The organism is Frigoribacterium sp. AC394, assembly GCF_979258095.1.
In genome coordinates this window covers 1,422,274-1,441,262 of sequence record NZ_OZ409834.1, presented here as the reverse complement: position 1 = coordinate 1,441,262, position 18,989 = coordinate 1,422,274, and the positions used below count along the sequence as shown (strand labels likewise).

The following is an 18,989-nucleotide window of genomic DNA, read 5'->3' as shown; positions in this document are numbered from 1 at the left end:
ACCGAAGTCGCCCGTCCGTCGCGAACACGCCCGTCGGGCGGTGCGGGAGGGGCGGGTCAGGCGCCCAGCGCCGCGTCGACGATCTGCTTGGCCTCGGCCTGCACGCGGGCGAGGTGCTCGGGCCCTTCGAACGACTCGGCGTAGATCTTGTAGACGTCTTCGGTGCCCGACGGGCGGGCGGCGAACCACGCCTTGTCGGTGACGACCTTGAGACCGCCGATGGACGCGCCGTTGCCGGGCGCCTCGGTGAGCTTGGCGGTGATCGGGTCGCCCGCCAGCTCGGTCGCCGTGATGTCGTCGCCGCTCAGCTTGCCGAGGCGGGCCTTCTGCTCTTTCGAGGCGGCGGCGTCGACCCGCTGGTAGACGGGGTCGCCGAACTTCTCGACGAGCTCGGCGTACAGCTGCGAAGGCGTCTTGCCCGTGACGGCGAGGATCTCGCTCGCGAGCAGTGCGAGCAGGATGCCGTCTTTGTCGGTCGTCCACACGGTGCCGTCGTGGCGGAGGAACGACGCGCCCGCGCTCTCTTCGCCGCCGAAGCCGACCGAGCCGTCGACGAGGCCGGGCACGAACCACTTGAACCCGACGGGGACCTCCCAGAGGCGTCGCCCGTGCGACTCGGCCACCGCGTCGATGATGCCCGACGAGACCAGCGTCTTGCCGATGGCGGCGTCGTCACGCCACTGCGGGCGGTGCGTGTAGAGGTAGTCGATCGCGACGGCCAGGTAGTGGTTGGGGTTCATCAGACCGCCGTCGGGGGTGACGATGCCGTGGCGGTCGGCGTCGGCGTCGTTGCCGGTCAGCAGGTCGAACTCGTCTTTGCGGTGCACGACGCTGGCCATGGCCGAGGGGCTCGAGGGATCCATGCGGATCTTGCCGTCCCAGTCGAGGGTCATGAAGCGCCAGGTCGGGTCGACGCCGGGGTTGGTGACGGTCAGGTCGAGGCCGTAGACGTCGCGGATGGCGCCCCAGTACGCGACGCTCGCCCCGCCCAGGGGGTCGGCGCCGATGCGGACGCCGGCCTTCTTGATGGCCTCGATGTCGATGATGTTGGCGAGGTCGCCGACGTAGCCGCGGAGGAAGTCGTGCCGACCCGGGCTGCCGTCGCCGCGCACGACGTCGACGTTGCCCCCGGCGATGATCTCGTTGGCGCGGGTGGCGATCCAGTTCGTGGCCTCGCTGTCGGCGGGGCCGCCGTGCGGCGGGTTGTACTTGAAGCCGCCGTCGCGGGGCGGGTTGTGGCTGGGGGTGACGACGATGCCGTCGGCCTTGTCGGTGTGCGCCGGATCGGCGTTGTACACGAGGATCGCGTGGCTGAGCGCCGGGGTCGGCACGTAGCCGCCCTCGGAGTCGGCCAGCACGTGCACGCCGTTGCCGACGAGCACCTCGACCGCCGTGCGCTCGGCCGGCCCGCTGAGGATGTGCGTGTCGCGCCCGATGAACAGCGGCCCGGTGATGCCCTGGCCCGCGCGGTACTCGACGATCGCCTGCGTGATGGCGGCGATGTGCGTCTCGTTGAAGGCCGAGTCGAGCGACGAGCCGCGGTGACCCGAGGTGCCGAAGACGACCTTCTGCTCGGGGTCCGAGACGTCGGGCACGAGTTCGTAGTACGCGGCCGAGACCTCTTCGGGGTCGATGAGGTCGCTGGCTTCGGCGGGGGTTCCGGCTCGGTCTGTCATGAGGTCATCCTGGCACCAGCCGCCGACGTTCGTCGCAGGGTCTCCACAGGCCTCAGTAGGCTCTCGGACATGCCGACCACCGCCTCCTCGTCGACCTACAGCTATCTGGGCCCGGCGGGCACGTTCACCGAGGCCGCGCTGAAGCAGGTGCCCGAGGCCGTGGGCGCCGAGTGGCGCAGCGTCAACAACGTGGGCGAGGCGCTCGCCGACGTCGTCGCGGGTCGCAGCACCGCCGCCATGATCGCGATCGAGAACAGCGTCGAGGGCGGCGTCAGCGCCACTCAAGACGCATTGGCGACCGTGCCGGGCCTCCGCATCGTGGGCGAGTACCTGGTGCGGGTCGACTTCGTGCTCGTGGCCAGGCCGGGCACCCGACTCGAGGAGGTGCGGGTCGTCAACGCGCACCCGGTCGCCTACGCCCAGACCCACCTCTGGCTCGAGGCCAACCTGCCCGGCCACGGTCACATCCCGGCCAGCTCGAACGTCGCTGCCGCCGCCGACCTGCTGCGCGCCGACCGCGGCCAGGGCGAGGCGGACGCCGCCGTCGCACCGCCCGGCATCACCGCCCACCACGACGTCGAGGTGCTCGCGACGGGCATCGGCGACAACGCGAACGCCGTCACGCGCTTCGTGCTGGTCAGCCGCACCGTCCCCGTGCCGCCGGCGACCGGCGCCGACAAGACGAGCCTGATCGTCGAGCTGCCCGTCGACGGCGCCGGCGCCCTGGTCGACATGCTCGAGCAGTTCGCGACCCGGGGCATCAACCTGAGCCTCATCCAGTCCCGACCGATCGGCGACGCCCTCGGCCGGTACCGGTTCGTGATCGACCTCGAGGGTCACGTGCTCGACGAGCGCGTGGCCGACGCCCTGCTCGGCCTCAAGCGGTTCAGCCCGAACGTGACGTTCCTCGGCTCGTACCCCCGCGCCGACGGCTCACCCGTCGAGGTGTCGCCCCGGTACGACGACGAGGCCTTCGTCGACGCCCGCGACTGGCTGCGCGGCCTCGTGTCGGGCGTCGACCCGGCGTAGCGGGCGGCACGGGCGCAGCCACCACACCGGTCGCGGCCGGCGCAGCAGTCGTCGCGGCCGGCACAGCGGCCCCAACGCGGCTAAGCGGGCACCCGCACCGTGAGCGCCCCGGGGTCGACCACCGCGCGCAGCGCGACCGCCTTGCCCACCGAGTCGCCGTCGATCTCGAAGTCCTGGGGGCTCTCGAGTCGCACGACGAGCTTCTTCCCCTTGTTGTAGCGGAGCGTGCGCACCTCGCGCGAGTTCGCGGCCATGATGCGGCGCCCGACGTGGCTGCGCCGCAGCACCCCGTTCTCCCACACGATCTTGATCCAGATCTGCGCCCAGCCGATGACGCCCTCGGGCCGCAGCGCCACGATGTCGAAGATGCCGTCGTCGACCGCGGCGTCGGGCAGCAGCATGATGTTCGCGGGCAGCAGGCCGCAGTTGCCGACGATGATCGTGTGCGCGCTCATCGTCTTGGTCTCGCCGTCGTCGAGCTGGTAGCGGACGTCGATCTTGTTGTCGTCGCGCAGCGCCCGGGCGATGGCGTCGACGTAGGCGAGCCAGCCGACCCGTCTCTTCAGCTCGTCGTTGGTGTTCGCGAGCATCTTGGCGTCGAGCCCGACACCCGCCATCACGACGAACACCTTGGTCTCGCGGTCGCCGTTCTCGCGCTCGATGTCGACGACGCCGAGATCGATGTCGCGGTCGCGCCCGCTGAAGGCCGTCGCGATCGAGTCGTCGAGGCGGTCGAGCGTGAGCGACAGGTTGCGGGCCAGCAGATTGCCGGTTCCCGAGGGCAGCAGCGCGAGGGAGGCGTCCGACCCGCGCAGCGCCTCGGCCACCGCACGGACCGTGCCGTCGCCGCCCGCCGCGATCACCATCGACGCGCCCTCGGCGAGCGCGGTCGCCGTCACCGCGCCTCCTGGATCCTCCTTCGACGTCTCGTAGTACCGCGTCGGGCCCCACCCCGCGTCGTCCTGGTGCCGGAGCACGGAGGCGCGGATGGTCTTCAGGTCGATCTTGATCGGGTTGTAGACCACGGCCGCCGTCCGCACGGCGGTCGCATCGCGACCCGCCCCACCCTCGGAGGCTGCCGACGGGGCCTCGGTCGACGAGGGCCTCTCGGCGGGGGAGGAGGAGGTCGTCATGCAGCAAACCTAGGCGACGCCGGACCGAGGAGGCGCGGCGATTCTCTTTTAGGATGGTCGCGTGATCGATCCCCAGCTGCTGCGCGACGCCCCCGACCTCATCAAGACGAGTCAGCGTGCCCGGGGTGAGTCCGAGTCGGCGGTCGACGACGCCGTCGCGGCCGACACGGCCCGCCGGGCGGCCATCGCGGCGTTCGAGGAGCTGCGAGCGGAGCAGAACGCGTTCGGCAAGACCGTCGCGAAGGCTCCGAAAGACGAGAAGAAGGCGCTCGTCGCCCAAGCTCAAGAGCTCGCCGGCCGGGTGAAGGCCGCGCAGGCCGAGTCCACCGAGGCCGACGCCGTCTTCGACCGTGCCATCCGGGCGATCGGCAACCCGATCATCGACGGGGTCCCCGCGGGCGGCGAAGAGAACTTCGTCACCCTGCGCGAGGTCGGCACCCGACGCGAGTTCGACTTCGAACCGCTCGACCACGCCGACCTGGGCGAGAAGCTCGGGGCGATCGACATCAAGCGCGGCACGAAGGTGTCGGGCTCGCGGTTCTACTTCCTGCGGGGCATCGGCGCCCGACTCGAGCTCGGCATGATGAACATGGCGCTCGACCTGGCCCTGCAGAACGACTTCACACCGCTCATCACCCCGACGCTCGTGCGGCCCGAGATCATGGCCGGCACCGGGTTCCTCGGCGCCCACGCCGACGAGGTGTACCACCTGCCCGCCGACGACCTCTACCTGACCGGCACGAGCGAGGTCGCGCTCGCCGGGTACCACGCCGACGAGATCCTCGACGTCGAATCGGGGCCGATCCGCTACGCCGGCTGGTCGACCTGCTACCGCCGCGAGGCCGGCGCCGCCGGTCGTGACAACCGCGGCATCCTGCGCGTGCACCAGTTCAACAAGCTCGAGATGTTCACCTACGTGCACCCCGACCAGGCCGAGGCCGAGCACCTCGCGCTCGTCGGGTTCCAAGAGCAGATGATGCAGGCGCTCGGTCTGCACTACCGCGTGATCGACGTCGCGGCGGGCGACCTCGGCTCGAGCGCGGCCCGCAAGTACGACATCGAGGCCTGGGTGCCGACGCAGGGCACCTACCGCGAGCTCAGCAGCACCTCGAACTGCACGACGTTCCAGGCCCGTCGCCTCGACATCCGCTACCGCACCGAGAGCGGCAAGACGGCGCCGGTCGCGACGTTGAACGGCACGCTCGCGACGACGCGGTGGCTCGTGGCGATCCTCGAGACGCACCAGCAGCCCGACGGTTCGGTCGTGGTGCCCGAGGCGCTGCGCCCCTACCTCGGCGGCCTCGAGATCATCGAGCCGGTCGCGTGACGATCGCCTCGGCCGCCGCTGCTGCGGCTCTGCCCGACGACGAGCAGTGGCTCGTCTGCCTCGACATCGACGGCACCATCATGCAGGAGACGGGCACGATCAGCGACGCCGTCTCCGACGAGATCCGGCGCCTGGCATCCGACGGCCACCAGGTGATGATCGCCACGGGGCGCTCGGTGTCGATGACGCTGCCGGTGCTCGAGCGGCTCGGTCTGGTCTCCGACTACGTCGTCTGCGCCAACGGAGCCATCACCCTGGGCCGTGACGAGACGGCGCCGACCGGCTACCGGCAGGTCTTCGTCGAGGAGTTCGACCCCACCGAGGTGCTGACGACGATCCGCTCGAACCTGTCCGAGGGCGGCTACGCCGTCGAGGACCGCGACGGCGTGATGCGCTACTGCGGCACGTTCCCGGTGATCGAGGCCGCGGGCAACGCCGAGAAGGTCGAGTTCGAGCGGCTGGGCGAGCGCCCCGCGACCCGCGTCGTCGTGGTGTCGCCCGACCACGGCACCGACGAGTTCCTCGAGGTCGTCGAGCGCATGGGGCTGTCGAAGGTGAACTACAACGTCGGGTGGACGGCGTGGCTCGACATCGCCCCCGACGGCGTGACGAAGGCCACGGCGCTCGAGCGGGTGCGCGAGTGGCTCGACGTGCCGCGCGACCGGGTGCTCGCGGCCGGCGACGGACGCAACGACATCGACATGCTCCGCTGGGCCTCGGCTGAGGGTCGCGGCGTGGCCATGGGCCAGGCTCCCGACGACGTGGTCGAGGTCGCCAACGAGAAGACCGGCAGCGACCTGGAAGACGGCCTGGCGACGGCGCTCGCGACGCTCTAGGTGGCAGAACCCGGGCGAGTCCGGCCAGAACGGGCGTCGGCACCCGCCCGGCCTGGCCGCATACGCCCGCCTTCGGGCTCGTGGTCGCCCCGTGGCGCCCCGGGCGTCGTCCGGTAGACTCGGCGGCGGTCGCCGGGGTTCGCTCTGCGCCACGGACTCAACACCCCGCCATCGATTCTGATGGCGGCGTGTGTACTCGGTGGCGGTGTAGTCAGCCCGGCGCCGGGAGGGCTGTCCGAGCGGCCGATGGAGCTTGTCTTGAAAACAAGTGGGCAGAGATGTCTCGTGGGTTCGAATCCCACGCCCTCCGCACTCGAATCGCACCGCGCCTCCTCGGCTCCCATCGCCTGTGCCCCGAAGACGGGGCTACGCGGCGCGACGAGACATGGTGCACTTGGTGAGGCCGTGAGCACATCCGCTCACACCCGAGGCCCGACACCCCGCAAGGATCCATCCCATGACCCGTCTCGCATTCGCGAGCGTCGTCGCCGTCGGTGCACTCGTTCTCGCCACAGGCCTCGCCTTCATCGCCCCGGCCTCGTCGGCTGACGCCGCGACGACCGGCACGGCCACCGTCACGCGCGCCACGATCAAGACCGCGCCCACCAGCACGATCTACGCCGGGGGGCTCTACGTGCAGAAGTCGAGCGAGGCCTCGCGCGCCGCCGACGCCCTCGCGAAGCAGGGCCGCACGAAGGACGCCGCCGCCGCGCGCACCATCGCCGGGCAGTCCGTCGCCATCTGGCTGGGCTCGTGGTACACCGACGCGCAGCTCGTCGAGGTCGTCCGCTACAACCTCGCCGAGGCGAAGAAGGCCGGCACGACCCCCGTCTTCGTCACGTACGACATCCCGAACCGCGACTGCGGCGGCTACTCGGGAGGAGGCGCGGCGTCGTCCACCGCGTACCTCGCCTGGAACCAGCGCATCGCCGACACCCTCAAGGGCCACAGGGCCGTCGTGATCGTCGAGCCCGACGCGCTCTCCCACCTCAGCAGCTGCCCCGAGCTCGCGACGGGTCGCGAGGCCATGATCAAGAAGGCCGTCACGGCTCTGAGCAACGCCGGGGTCCCCTCGTACATCGACGCCGGCAACTCGAACTGGGTGCCCGCCGACGTCATGGCGAAGCGGCTCGTCGCGGCGGGGGTCGGCGTCGCCCGGGGCTTCGCGACCAACGTCTCGAACTACTACCCGGTCGCCGCCGAGAACGCCTACGCGCAGAAGGTCTCGAAGGCGGTAGGAGGCGCGAACTACGTCATCGACGTCTCCCGCAACGGACGCGGCTGGAAGGGCACCTGGTGCAACGCGCCCGGCGCCGGGCTCGGCGTGAACCCGCACCGCACGAACGGCACGGGCAAGCTCGACGCCCAGCTCTGGATCAAGACCCCGGGCGCCAGCGACGGCCCGTGCGGAGGCGGCCCGGCCGCCGGCGTGTGGTTCCCGTCGTACGCGACGGCCCTGGTGGCCAACCGCCCGTAGCGGGTCGCCGGCGACGGGTGCGCCGGCGACGGGTGCGTCGACAGCGGGCCCGCCCGTCGGTGGTCGCCCGTAGGCTCCGGGGTATGGCAACAGTCCTCCTCGTGCGGCACGGCCGCACCACCGCGAACGCCAGCGGTCTGCTCGCCGGTCGCACGCCCGGCGTCGATCTCGACCGCGTCGGCCGCGAGCAGGCGGCCCGCACCGCCGAGCGCATAGCCGACGTCCCGGTCGTGGCGGTCGTGTCGAGCCCGCTCGAACGCTGTCGTCAGACCGCCTCGTTCATCATCGACCGCCAGCAGGGGCCGCTCGACAGCCCGCTCGACGAGGGCATCACCGAATGCGACTACGGCGACTGGCAGGGTCGCGCGCTCGGCGACCTCGCGAAGGAGCCGCTCTGGTCGGTGGTGCAGTCGCAGCCCTCCGCCGTCGTGTTCCCGGGCGGCGAGGCGATGGCGACGATGCAGTCGCGGGCGGTCGCCGCGATCCGTCGCCGCGACGCTGAGATCGAGGCGGAGCACGGGCCCGGCGCGGTCTGGGTCGCCGTCAGCCACGGCGACATCATCAAGTCGGTGCTCGCCGACGCGCTCGGCATGCACCTCGACCTCTTCCAGCGCGTCTCGGTCGGCCCCGCCTCCGTCTCGATCGTCCGGTACGGCGCGCACCGGCCCGACGTGATCGCGACGAACACCGACTCGGGCGACCTGTCGTGGCTCCGGGCGGCGGCCCCGGCGGGCGACGCACCCGTGGGCGGGGGTGCGGGGCACGCCTGACCGGCGCCGCGCCTCCTGACGGGGCCGCGCCGCGCGCCTTCAGGAGGTGCGGGTCGCGCCTGACCGGCACCGCGCCTCCTGACGGGCACCGCGCCTCCTGACCGTCGCCGCGCCTCGCGCCTTCAGGAGGTGCGGGGCGCGCCTGACCGGCACCGCGCCTCCCGGGTCACTCGGCGGGTCACGCTCGTAGGATGAGTGCATGCCAACAATCGTGCACGGATTCGACTGGCCCGACCGTTTCGTCGTCGGCACCATCGGTCAGCCGGGGGCACGCGCCTTCTACCTGCAGGTCCGTGCCGGGGCCCGCGTCGTCAGCGTGGGGCTCGAGAAGCAGCAGGCCGCGGTGCTCGCCGAGAAGGTCGACGAGCTGCTCGACGAGCTCAAGGCCGCCGAGGGTCGCGGCAACCCCGTCACCATCCCCACCGACACACCGGCCGAGCTGCTCGACGACGAGCCCCTCGACCAGCCCGTCGCCCCCGAGTTCCGCACCGGCGCCATCAGCCTCGGCTGGGACCCGTCGACCGCGCAGGTGGTCATCGAGGCGTTCCCCCTGATCGAAGACGACGGCACCGAGCCCGACGACGCCGAGCCCGGTGCCGGCGGCGGTCTCGACGGGTTCTCGTTCGAGCCGTCCGCCGACGACCCCGAGCTCGCCATGCTGGCCGAGGCGGTCGAGCCCGCCGAGCTGCTGCGCGTCCGCATCCCCGTGGGCACCGCGAGGGCCTTCGCCACCCGCACGCTCGGCATCGTCCGCGCCGGTCGCCCGCTCTGCCCGCGCTGCGGCAACCCGCTCGACCCCGAGGGCCACGACTGCCCCGCCGGCGACCTCTGGTGAGCGACGAGGTCGACCTCGACGGCGCCGAGCTCGAGCTCACGGCGCGACTGACCACGGCCTCGAACGCCACCTTCGTCGGGCTGATCGGCGACCGCGAGGTCGTCTACAAGCCGAGCCGCGGCGAACGCCCCCTGTGGGACTTCCCCGACGGCGACCTCGCCCGGCGCGAGGTGGCCGCCCACCTCGTCTCCGAGGCGCTCGGCTGGGACATCGTGCCGCGCACCTGGCTGCGCGACGGACCGCACGGACCCGGCATGGTCCAACTCTGGTGCGAGATCGACCCCGAGCACCCCGCCGTCGACCTGCTGCCGACCGACGAGGTGCCGGGAACCGGCTGGCGGACGGTGCTCGAGGGCTCCGACGAAGACGACCGGCCCGTGTCGCTCGTGCACGAAGACAGCATCGCCCTCCGCCGCATGGCCGTGTTCGACGTCGTCGTCAACAACGCCGACCGCAAGGGAGACCACGTGCTCGCCCTCGCCGACGGCCGCCGCCACGGGGTCGACCACGGCCTGACCTTCCATGTCGAGCACAAGCTCCGCACCGTCCTCTGGGGCTGGATCGGCGACGAGCTCGACGACGACGAGACCGCGGCCCTCCGACGGCTCCGCACCGACCTCGAGGGCGACCTCGGCGTCGAGCTGGCCGGTCTGCTGACCGAGGAGGCGCGGGTCGCGACGATCGCGCGCCTCGAGACCCTGCTCGCCGCGGGCCGGTTCCCCGCACCGTCGGGGGAGTCGTCGGCGGTGCCCTGGCCGCTGTTCTGAGCCCGCGCCGTCTTGCGCCGTCGCGTTCTGAGCCGGCGCTGTTCTGAGCCCGCGCGTCGGATCGTGACCGTGCTGAGACCGTCCGTTCACCGACAGGACACGGACAGGACGTGAGTGAGACACGAGCTGCAGTCAGATTCCTCTGAGCACCTCGAATCCCTTGCTTTCAGCACCTCACGAAGGAACCCGATGAAACTCAAGCGCACTGGTACCGTCCTGGCGATCGCCGCCGTCGGCACCGTCCTCCTCGCCTCCTGCGCCTCGAACGAAGGCGGCTCGACCAGCCCCTCCGAGAGCGCATCCTCCGACCTGTCAGGCACGATCTCCGGCATCGGCGCCTCGTCGCAGCAGTCGGCCCAGGAGGCCTGGGTCGCAGCCTTCCAGACCGCCAACGAGGGCGTCACCGTCAACTACGACGCGCAGGGCTCCGGCGGCGGGCGCGAGAGCTTCATCTCGGGTGCCGCCGACTTCGCCGGCTCGGACCGCGCCTTCAAGGCCGAGGAGCTCGAGTCGAGCACCTTCGCCGGCTGCACGCCCGACACCGACATCGTCGAGCTGCCCGCCTACGTCTCGCCCATCGCGGTCGTCTTCAACGTCGAGGGCGTCGACGAGCTCAACCTCTCGCCCGCCACGATCGCCGGCATCTTCAACGGCTCGATCACCACGTGGGACGCCGACGAGATCGCCGCCGACAACCCCGACGCCGAGCTGCCCAGCACGGCCATCACCGCCGTGCACCGCTCGGACGACTCGGGCACCACCGAGAACTTCACCGACTACCTGCACGCCACGGCCCCCGACGTGTGGACCGACGAGGCCGACGGAGTCTGGCCCCTCGACAGCGGTGAGGGCGCCAACCAGACCACCGGCATGATCGACGCCGTCACCAACAGCGACGGCACCATCGGCTACGCCGACGCCTCGCGCGCCGGTGACCTCGGTGTCGCCAAGATCAAGGTCGGCGACGAGTTCGTCGAGTACTCGGCCGACGCGGCCGCCGCCATCGTCGACGCCTCGCCGCGCGAAGAGGGCCGGGGCGAGGGCGACATCGCCATCGAGCTCGACCGCACCTCGACCGAGGCCGGCGTCTACCCGATCGTGCTGATCAGCTACCTGATCGCGTGCGAGTCCTACGAGGACGAGGCGCAGGGCGAGCTCGTCAAGTCGTACCTCAGCTACGTCACGAGCGAGGACGGCCAGCAGGTCGCCGCCGACGCCGCCGGTTCGGCCCCCATCTCGAGCGAGCTGTCGACCGAGGTCGCGAGCGCCATCGAGCTCATCAAGTAGCACCGCGCTCCAGCACGAGGCCGTCACCCCTGCGGGGTGGCGGCCTCGCCGCGTCGCGGGGTGCCGTGCGGGTGCGGCGCGCTGCGGGTTGGGCGGGGCGCCGTGCGGGTTCGGCGGGTCCGTGTCATCGCGGGCGGGTCAGCGCTGACCCGCCGCGGATGACGGGAACCCGCCGCACCCCCATCGGGTCAGGAGGCGCGGGTCAGGAGGCGCGGGTCGGCCGGGCGGCGCCGTGCGGGTTCGGCGGGTCCGTGTCATCGCGGGCGGGTCAGCGCTGACCCGCCGCGGATGACGGGAACCCGCCGCACCCCCATCGGGTCAGGAGGCGCGGGTCAGGAGGCGCAGGTCGGCCGGGCGGCGCCGTGCGGGTTCGGCGGGTCCGTGTCATCGCGGGCGGGTCAGCGCTGACCCGCCGCGGATGACGGGAACCCGCCGCACCCCCATCGGGTCAGGAGGCGCAGGTCGGCCGGGCAGAGGGTCAGCACACTCCCGCCCGGGCGGCGCGCGGGCTAGGGGCGCGCGGCGAGGTGCTGCTCGAGCACGTCTCGCACCGTGGTCCAGCGATGGGGGCCGTAGCGGTCGTCGTCGACGTGGTGCAGCTGCGCCTGGCCGCTGAACATGCTGACGAAGTACTGCATCCCCTGCCAGGCGGGGAACGTCTCGTCGCCGCTCTTCGCCAGTCGTCGCCCGATCGAGCTCATCGCCGAGAGCGTGCCCGTCGTCCCCGCCCAGAGGAGCTTGAACGGGGTGCCGGTCAGCTCGGTCATGGTCGCCGCGACCTCGCGTGCCGACACCTGCGACCCGGCGACCTCGACGACGCGCGGCGCCTGCGGGTCGAGCGCCGCGAGCGCGGTGATCCGGGCGACGTCGTCCTTCGTCGTGAAGTCGAGCACCTGGTCGGCCGACGACCAGAACAGCACCCGGCGGCGGTCGAAGAGGATCATCGGCGCGTCGCCGGTCAGCAGGTCGGTGAACATGCCGTTCAGGATGGACGTCGCCTGGATCGGCGCGGCGTCGACGTCTGCGGCGAACTCGCGGCGCAGCTCGAAGTTGCGGTTGGTGCCGGGGGCGATGCGTCGGTAGTCGGCCGAGTAGTCCGACGGGATGAAGCGCGGCACACCCGCCACGACGGCGGCTGCGAGCAGCGCCCGCTGCGCGTCGACGATCACAGGCCGCACGCCGCTGACCGCCGAGACGACCACCTCGACGCCCGACACCGCGGCGGCCAGCCCCGCGTGGTCGGTGTAGTCGGCGGTGACGACGTCGATGCGGTCGTCGGCGCCGAACAGGGTGGCCGCCGTGTCGCTGCCGGGCCGGGTCAGGACTCGCAGGCGGACGTCGTGCTGGAGCAGCTCGCGGACGATGCGGCGACCGAGGTCTCCGGTGGCGCCGGCGACGAGGAGGGTGGTGGTCATGGCTGCGGGTCGCAATCTGTCGGCCGGTCGACGGGTGGTCGCCAGGGCGCGGGTCGGGGAGGCGATGTTCGGGAAGCGCGGCCGGGGTCGCAAGGAGCGCTCAGGGCAGCAGACCCGATCGGAACGCCCAGACGACGGTCTGCAGCCGATCGCGGGTGCCGAGCTTGGTCATGACGCGGGTGAGGTGCGACTTGACCGTACTCGTCTCGACGACGAGCCGGTCGCCGATCTCGTCGTTCGAGAGCCCGTCGCCGAGCAGCCGCACGATCTGCTGCTCGCGCTCGGTGAGCACGTCGGGCGAGGGCTCGACGGCCGTCGTGCGGCGGCGCCGGGTGAACTCGGCGATCACCCGGCGGGTCGTCGCCCCGTCGATGGCGGCCTGCCCCGCCGCGAGGCTCCGCACGGCGGCGACGAACTCGTCGGGCTCGACGTCCTTCAGCACGAACCCGCTGGCCCCGGCCTCGAGCGCGCCGAACACGTACTCGTCGAGGTCGAAGGTGGTGGCGACGAGGACGGCCGGAGGCGCGGGGGACTCGACCCGCGCCTCCTGCCCCGCGGAGCCCGGCGCGGGATCGCCGCCGCCGACGATGGCCCGCGTCGCCGCGATGCCGTCGCCCGCGGGCATGCGGACGTCCATCACGACGACGTCGGGTCGCACCCGGCGGACCAGCTCGACGGCCTCGCGCCCGCCTGCCGCCTCGCCGACGACCTCGATCCCGCCGGACGTCTCGAGCACCACCCGGAACCCCGTCCGCACGATCGCCTGGTCGTCGACCAGCACGACGCGGATCACGCCGGCTCCCCGGGGGCGTTCTCGGTGTCGGCCTCGACGGGCAGCTCGAGCCGCACTCGCCAGCGCTGCGCGGCCCCGGCCGGACCGGCCACGCCCGCTTCGAGCGCCCCGCCGACCAGCGCCGCCCGTTCGCGCATGCCGACCAGTCCGTACCCCGGGGTGTGCTCCGTGCCGCCGTCGGCGGGCAGGTCGTTCTCGACCACGACGGTCAGCCGCTCGGCGGTCGCGTCGATCGACAGCTCGACCACCGCGCCGGGGCTGTGGCGGCGGGCGTTGACCAGCGCCTCCTGGACGGTGCGGAACGCCGTCACGTCGGCCAGCGGCGCCAGCACGGGCAGGGTGCCCTGCGACCGGACCTCGACGACCGCTCCGGAGGCGCGGGCCGAGTCGACGAGGCCGGGCACGTCGCCGAGACCGGGCACCGGCGCGGTGCCGTTCGCGTCGTCGCCGGTCTCGCGGAGGATCCCGACGATCGACCGGAGGGCGTCGAGGGTCTCGCGGCCCTGCGCCCGCACGCTCCGCAGCGATTCCTTCGCGCGGTCGGGGTCGGCGTCGACCAGTCGTTCGGCCGCCCCCGCCTGCACCACGAGACCGGTCAGATGATGGGCCGCGACGTCGTGCAGCTCGCGCGCCATGCGGGTGCGTTCGGCGGCGACCGCCTCGCGGGTGCGAGTCGCCTGGTGCTCGACCGTCTCGGCGGCCCGCGCCCGGACGTCGCGGTCGTGGCTGCGCCGGAGGGCGACCCACGAGCCGACGGCCGCGCTGACCCCGATGACGAGGACTCCCGTCGCGAGGAGGGCGAGGACCTCGACGACGACGCCGGAGGCCCCCTCGCCGTACAGCAGGGCGCCGGGCGTCGAGACCGCGTCGCCGCCGCCCAGTCGCCGGGCGACGACGTCGGTCGCCCCGACGACGGCCCCGACGGTCGCGATGCCGATCGCCCCGAGCGACGCCCCGACCGCCACGCGCGTCGACCGGAGCGAGCCCACCGTGTAGGCGGCGACGACGGGCGCGGCCGTCCAGAGGGCGATGCCCGACGGTACGACGGCCAGCAGACCGGCCTGCAGGGCCGCGACGACGAGCAGCACGGCGACCGGTCTGACCCGTCGCAGCGCGAGCGGCGCGCACTGGACGACGGCGAGCACGACCATCACGGTGATCTGCGGGCTCGACGGCCCGCGCGGCGCGACGCCGAGCTCGCCGGTGGCGAGGAGCCCGCCGAGCAGGGCGAGGGTGACCACGCCCCACACGGCGGCGAGCACGATGTCGCGACCGAGAGGGGAGCGCACCCCGAGGCGACCGAGCACCTTCCGCGTCGTCGCGACGCCGGGGCCGGTGCCGGCGCCGGCGTCGACCGCCCCGGCGTCGAGGGCCCCGGCGTCGGGAGCCCCGGCGTCGGCGGCCTGGTGCGATGTCATCGTCCGAGCATGCCAGGTGCCGGTCGGCGCGGTGGCGTCGTCCGACCGCGACGGTGAGCGGTCGCGCCCCGGAGTGCCCTGTGGAGGAGTCGTCGGCCCGTGCATCAGAAGCTCACGCTCGGAGCGATGAGGCGGAACGCGAACGCGAACCCTGCGAGGGCGACGAGGGCGACGACGACGAGCACCCGGCCGGTGACGACCGCCCAGCCGCGTCGTGCCCGGACGGCCTGCCACGCGACGATCGCGGCGGGCACGACGGCCAGCACGCCGAGCAGCTGAAGCGCCTGCAGCACCCGCAGGGTCGTGGCCGACACCTCGGCGAACGACATGGCCTGCACCGCGACGACCGCCCAACCGACGAGGGCGAGCATCGTCGACGCCTGCCCGAGTCGGGAGAGCAGCAGCGTCCGGTCGCGACGGCGCGGTGCGGTGCGGGGCGCGACGGCGCCCGGAACCGGGGCGGTGCCGCGGCGGGAGCTCGACCCGAGACCGGCGAGCGCGGTCGCGGGCCAGACGATCAGCGACACCAGCAGCACCACGACGGAGGCGATGACCAGGGGCAGGGCGACCGACGCCGCCTGCCAGGGCTCCGCCCGCAGCATGGTGAAGGAGGCGCCCCACGAGATCGCGGTCACGGTCGCGTCCGGGTCGGTCGCATCGTCCGTCCGCGTCGCGAGCACGGCGTCTCCGCCCACCTCGCGCCACAGGTCGGGCTCGATCTGCTCGTAGACGCCCGTGGTGACCCCGAGCGGCTTCGGGGTGACCGAGACGGTGCCGTCGGCGCGCGGGGCGACGACGGTCTGACCGCTCAGCGCCAGCAGCGACCCGAAGTTCGTCACGGGCGAGCGCGACGAGACGTACGTGCCCGCCAATGCGGCGGCGTCGGAGCCGGCCGACTCGGCGTCGGAGCCGCTCTCCGCGACCGCACCCGCGCCTCCTCGGCTGTCGCTCTCGTCGGCGCTCTCGTCGGCGCCCGCGTCGCGCAGGTAGCGGTCGGCGAAGCCCTGCAGCACGGTGGTCCGCAGGTCCAGGGAGTCGGTCGCCGAGCGCCCGCTGCCGTTCATCGTGATGAAGATGCCCGCGTCGTGCTCGGGGAAGATCCGCATGGCCGTGTGGAACACCTGGGTGTCGCCGTCGTGCCCGAAGGCCGGGACGCCGGGGGTGCTGTCGTCGAAGAACGCGAGGTCCATGCGCTGCCCGGCGGCGAGGGTGCCGAGGTCGTCGGAGTCGAGGGCGGGGCTGTGCATCTCGGCGAGCGCGTCGTCGTCGAGCAGCGAAGCCCCGTCGGGCAGCTCGCCGAGGTGGGCGAGCATGAAGCGGGCCATGTCGGTGGCGCTCGAGGTCATCGCGCCGGCGGGGGCGGCGTTGACGACCTCCGTGGGCGACGCCGGCTTCGAGTCGTCGGGGTAGCCCTTCGCGAGGCGGGCGTCGAGGGCGTCGGGCAGCGGCTGCTCGAACGACGACGAGGTCATCCCCGCCGGCTCGAACACGTCGTGCTGCAGCAGCTCGGCGAACGGCTCGCCGCCGACTCGCTCGGCGATGTAGCCGGCGAGGGTGGCGCCGTAGTTCGAGTACGCGGGCGTCGTCCCGGGCTCGTAGACCTGCGCGGGCGGCGCGGCCGAGACGGCGTCGTGCAGCGGGACCTCGCTGCCGGGGGTGCCGATCAGGCCCGAGATGACCTCCTCGAAGCCCGCGGTGTGCGTCAGCAGGTGCCGCAGGGTGATCGCGCCCTTCGGGGTGTCGAGGTCGAAGTCGAGGTACTGCTGCACGTCGGCGTCGAGGTCGAGGTCGCCGCGTTCGACGAGCTGCATGATCGCCGTCGCCGAGACGACCTTCGAGACGGAGCCGACGCGGAACAGGGTCTCGTCGGGGTCGACGGGCACGACCGTCCCGCTCTCGGTGCCCGTGTCGGCGACGCCGTAGCCCCGTGCGGTGAGCAGCTCGCCGCCCGAGACGACCGACACGGACGCCCCGGGGATCCCCGTCGTCTGCAGCGCCGAGCCGACGGCGCCGTCGAGCCAGTCGTCGACGTCGTCGGCGGTCAGGGTGTGCCCGCCGGGCTGATGGCGGGGAGGGGCGGGAGGCGCGGTGTCGGCGGTCGCGCCGCTCGCGGCCCCCGCGGAGCATGCGGCGAGCGGCAGGGCGAGGGCGACGGCGGCCGTCGCGGCGGCGAGTCGGGGCAGGAGGCGCGGCGCGCGGGGGCGACTCCGCGGCGGTCGGATGGTCGGTGTCGTTGTCATGCCTCTACGCTCGCCGCCGCGGTCCCGCCGCACAGGAGGCGCAGGTCGGGACCTCGCCTACGACCTGAGTCGTAGACGGCCGGCCCGCGCGTCGCCCCCAGCTCGCGCCTCCCGGGCCCGTGCGTCGCCCCCGGCCCGCGCCTCCCGGGCCGCGCGTCGCCCCGGGCCCGCGCCTCCCGGGCCCGCACCCTGGGCAGAAGGTGCCCTTCGCGGCGTGATGAAGGGCGTCTTCTGCCCAGGGTGCTGTTCCGCGCCTCGCGGGCTCGTGGAGGGTGGGCGGAAGGTGCCCTTCGCGGCGTGATGAAGGGCGTCTTCTGCCCAGGGTGCCGACCCGCGTCGCCCCGGGCCCGCGCGTCGCCCCCGACCCGCGCCTACACTCCGGGGCGACCCCTGCGCTCGTCGAGTCGTCTCTGGAGGCCCCATCCCCGTGACCGCGCCGTCCCCGTCCCGTCTCGCGCGCCTCCTCGTCTGGTGGGTGCAGGACTACGCCTACGCCGCGCACTGGCAGCTGCGCGCGGTGCTCTCGCCGCGGGGCGAAGCCGAGTACCTCGCGGGTGACGGGAGACCCGTGCTGGTCGTGCCCGGCGTCTGGGAGACCTGGGCGTTCCTCCGTCCGCTGATCGCGCGGGTGCACTCCGAGGGGCATCCCGTGCACGTGCTGTCGGCGCTCCGCTGGAACGGCCGACCGGTCGAGGCGGCGGCACGGGATGTCGCGGCCCACCTCGAACGGCACGACCTCCGCGACGTGGTCATCGTCGCCCACAGCAAGGGCGGTCTGATCGGCAAGTACGTCATGGCGCGGCTCGACCCCGACCGCCGGGTCGACACGATGGTGGCGATCTGCGCGCCCTTCTCGGGCTCGAGGTACGCCCGGTGGCTGCCGCTGTCGACCCTCCGCGCGTTCTCGCCCCGCGACGCCACGACGATGCTGCTCGGACGCGACGAGAGCGTGAACAGCCGCATCGTCTCGATCTACGGGGAGTTCGATCCGCACATCCCCGAGGGCAGCGAGCTGCCGGGGGCCGAGAACGTGCGGCTGTCGGCGGGCGGGCACTTCCGGGTGCTGGCGCTGCCGCGGACGATCGCCACGGTGCTCGCCGTCGCAGCGGGGTCGCCCGGCCGAGGGTGAGGCGGCCGCTTCTGCGGGACTCCGTCGCGCTGCTCAGCCCGAGACGGCCGCCAGGGTCACCGCGGTCGCGGCGGTATTCAGCACGACGTGCATGCAGACCGGTGCCCAGAGCGTCCGGTGGAACTCGCGCAGGTAGGCGAGCGACAGGCCGAGGAGGAGCATGTACGGCAGCAGGATCGGCACGCCGTGGCAGGCGGCGAAGATCGCGGCGCTGATCAGCGACGCCGGTATCGGGCCGAAGCGCCGCCGCATCCCGCCGTGGACGAGCCCGCGGAAGACGACCTCCTCCCACAGTGGGGTGAGGAGGGCGACCCCGACGAACGCCGCGACGATCTGGACCGTGCTCGTGCCACCGAACATCGTGTCGATGGCGTCGCCCTGGCTGGCGGGAGCCCCCGTGAGCGCCACGGCGGCACCCTGGACGACGAGCAGCAGCACGAGGATCGACGGGATCTGCCAGAGCAGATGGAGCATCCGGGCGGCGGGCCGTCGCAGGCCGACGTCGCGCCATCCGCTCCCCCCACGACGGAGACCGAGATGCAGCGTCAGCAGCATCACCACGGGGTGCGCGACGAGCGCCGCCGCCAGCACGGGGACGGCGCTCGCGCGCGCGCCGGGGATGAACAGCAGCCCGAGCACGACGGCCCCGAAGAGGACGACCGTGACGGCGAGGAGGATCGCGAGGAGGGCGACGGTGGCCCGGGGTCGGATCGACGGGAGCATGCCTCCGTCGATGCCCGGTGGGCGGGCGTCGCGCCGGTCGACGGCGGCAGGAGGCGCGGGCGGCGCCGACGGGGCGTGCTCGTGACTCACGGGTCCTCTTCTCGTCGGCGTCCGGTCGGCGCGTCGGGGCCGTG

Annotated in this window: 16 protein-coding genes and 1 tRNA gene; 10 read left to right on the top strand and 7 right to left on the bottom strand. The window is 73.0% G+C overall.

Annotated elements, in window-relative coordinates; translation table 11 throughout:
• Window positions 1-56 precede the first annotated feature (56 nt).
• Window positions 57-1,676 (bottom strand): phosphoglucomutase (alpha-D-glucose-1,6-bisphosphate-dependent), encoded by a 1,620-nt coding sequence (pgm, locus tag ACZZY9_RS06675; protein WP_463463489.1) that lies wholly within the window; start codon window positions 1,674-1,676, stop codon window positions 57-59.
• A 69-nt stretch (window positions 1,677-1,745) separates the two neighbouring features.
• On the opposite strand from pgm, the gene pheA reads away from it, so the two are divergent.
• Window positions 1,746-2,705 (top strand): prephenate dehydratase, encoded by a 960-nt coding sequence (pheA, locus tag ACZZY9_RS06670; RefSeq protein ID WP_243214965.1) that lies wholly within the window; start codon window positions 1,746-1,748, stop codon window positions 2,703-2,705.
• A gap of 80 nt (window positions 2,706-2,785) precedes the next feature.
• Here the strand turns inward: pheA and ACZZY9_RS06665 are convergent, their stop codons facing one another.
• Complete coding sequence (locus ACZZY9_RS06665; protein WP_463463488.1) at window positions 2,786-3,838, bottom strand: diacylglycerol/lipid kinase family protein; 1,053 nt, start codon at window positions 3,836-3,838, stop codon at window positions 2,786-2,788.
• 61 nt (window positions 3,839-3,899) lie between these two features.
• On the opposite strand from ACZZY9_RS06665, the gene serS reads away from it, so the two are divergent.
• The 8 genes from serS to ACZZY9_RS06625 all read left to right on the top strand — a co-directional run bounded on the left by serS (window position 3,900) and on the right by ACZZY9_RS06625 (window position 11,137).
• Window positions 3,900-5,165 carry a serine--tRNA ligase gene (serS, locus tag ACZZY9_RS06660; protein WP_320477951.1) on the top strand — a complete coding sequence of 422 codons (1,266 nt, stop codon included), beginning with the start codon at window positions 3,900-3,902 and terminating at the stop codon, window positions 5,163-5,165.
• Window positions 5,162-6,001 (top strand): HAD family hydrolase, encoded by an 840-nt coding sequence (locus ACZZY9_RS06655; RefSeq protein ID WP_463463487.1) that lies wholly within the window; start codon window positions 5,162-5,164, stop codon window positions 5,999-6,001. Before serS ends, ACZZY9_RS06655 begins: the two co-directional genes overlap by 4 nt.
• Window positions 6,002-6,226: 225 nt before the next feature.
• Window positions 6,227-6,311: transfer RNA gene (locus ACZZY9_RS06650), tRNA-Ser, on the top strand.
• A 147-nt stretch (window positions 6,312-6,458) separates the two neighbouring features.
• Window positions 6,459-7,478, top strand: coding sequence for a glycoside hydrolase family 6 protein (locus ACZZY9_RS06645; RefSeq protein WP_463463486.1), 1,020 nt, complete (start codon window positions 6,459-6,461; stop codon window positions 7,476-7,478).
• A gap of 83 nt (window positions 7,479-7,561) precedes the next feature.
• The gene (locus ACZZY9_RS06640; RefSeq protein ID WP_463463485.1) at window positions 7,562-8,248 is read left to right on the top strand and encodes an MSMEG_4193 family putative phosphomutase; all 687 of its coding nucleotides are present in this window, start codon (window positions 7,562-7,564) and stop codon (window positions 8,246-8,248) included.
• Between the two features lie 199 nt (window positions 8,249-8,447).
• Window positions 8,448-9,083, top strand: a complete 636-nt coding sequence (locus tag ACZZY9_RS06635; protein ID WP_463463484.1) for a DUF3090 domain-containing protein — start codon at window positions 8,448-8,450, stop codon at window positions 9,081-9,083.
• Complete coding sequence (locus tag ACZZY9_RS06630; protein WP_463463483.1) at window positions 9,080-9,850, top strand: SCO1664 family protein; 771 nt, start codon at window positions 9,080-9,082, stop codon at window positions 9,848-9,850. Before ACZZY9_RS06635 ends, ACZZY9_RS06630 begins: the two co-directional genes overlap by 4 nt.
• 189 nt (window positions 9,851-10,039) lie before the next feature.
• Window positions 10,040-11,137, top strand: a complete 1,098-nt coding sequence (locus ACZZY9_RS06625; protein WP_463463482.1) for a phosphate ABC transporter substrate-binding protein PstS — start codon at window positions 10,040-10,042, stop codon at window positions 11,135-11,137.
• 509 nt (window positions 11,138-11,646) lie between these two features.
• Here ACZZY9_RS06625 and ACZZY9_RS06620 read toward each other — a convergent pair.
• The 4 genes from ACZZY9_RS06620 to ACZZY9_RS06605 all read right to left on the bottom strand — a co-directional run bounded on the left by ACZZY9_RS06620 (window position 11,647) and on the right by ACZZY9_RS06605 (window position 17,003).
• Window positions 11,647-12,552: an NmrA family NAD(P)-binding protein gene (locus ACZZY9_RS06620; RefSeq protein ID WP_463463481.1), complete on the bottom strand. Its 906-nt coding sequence runs from the start codon at window positions 12,550-12,552 to the stop codon at window positions 11,647-11,649.
• 100 nt (window positions 12,553-12,652) lie between these two features.
• Window positions 12,653-13,345 (bottom strand): response regulator, encoded by a 693-nt coding sequence (locus ACZZY9_RS06615; protein WP_463463480.1) that lies wholly within the window; start codon window positions 13,343-13,345, stop codon window positions 12,653-12,655.
• Window positions 13,342-14,763 carry a sensor histidine kinase gene (locus tag ACZZY9_RS06610; protein ID WP_463463479.1) on the bottom strand — a complete coding sequence of 474 codons (1,422 nt, stop codon included), beginning with the start codon at window positions 14,761-14,763 and terminating at the stop codon, window positions 13,342-13,344. Before ACZZY9_RS06610 ends, ACZZY9_RS06615 begins: the two co-directional genes overlap by 4 nt.
• A 104-nt stretch (window positions 14,764-14,867) precedes the next feature.
• The gene (locus ACZZY9_RS06605; RefSeq protein ID WP_463463478.1) at window positions 14,868-17,003 is read right to left on the bottom strand and encodes a serine hydrolase domain-containing protein; all 2,136 of its coding nucleotides are present in this window, start codon (window positions 17,001-17,003) and stop codon (window positions 14,868-14,870) included.
• 427 nt (window positions 17,004-17,430) lie between these two features.
• Here ACZZY9_RS06605 and ACZZY9_RS06600 point away from each other — a divergent pair, with 427 nt between their 5' ends.
• Window positions 17,431-18,132, top strand: a complete 702-nt coding sequence (locus tag ACZZY9_RS06600; RefSeq protein ID WP_463463477.1) for an esterase/lipase family protein — start codon at window positions 17,431-17,433, stop codon at window positions 18,130-18,132.
• 33 nt (window positions 18,133-18,165) lie between these two features.
• Here the strand turns inward: ACZZY9_RS06600 and ACZZY9_RS06595 are convergent, their stop codons facing one another.
• Complete coding sequence (locus ACZZY9_RS06595; protein WP_463463476.1) at window positions 18,166-18,945, bottom strand: lysostaphin resistance A-like protein; 780 nt, start codon at window positions 18,943-18,945, stop codon at window positions 18,166-18,168.
• Window positions 18,946-18,989: the final 44 nt, after the last annotated feature.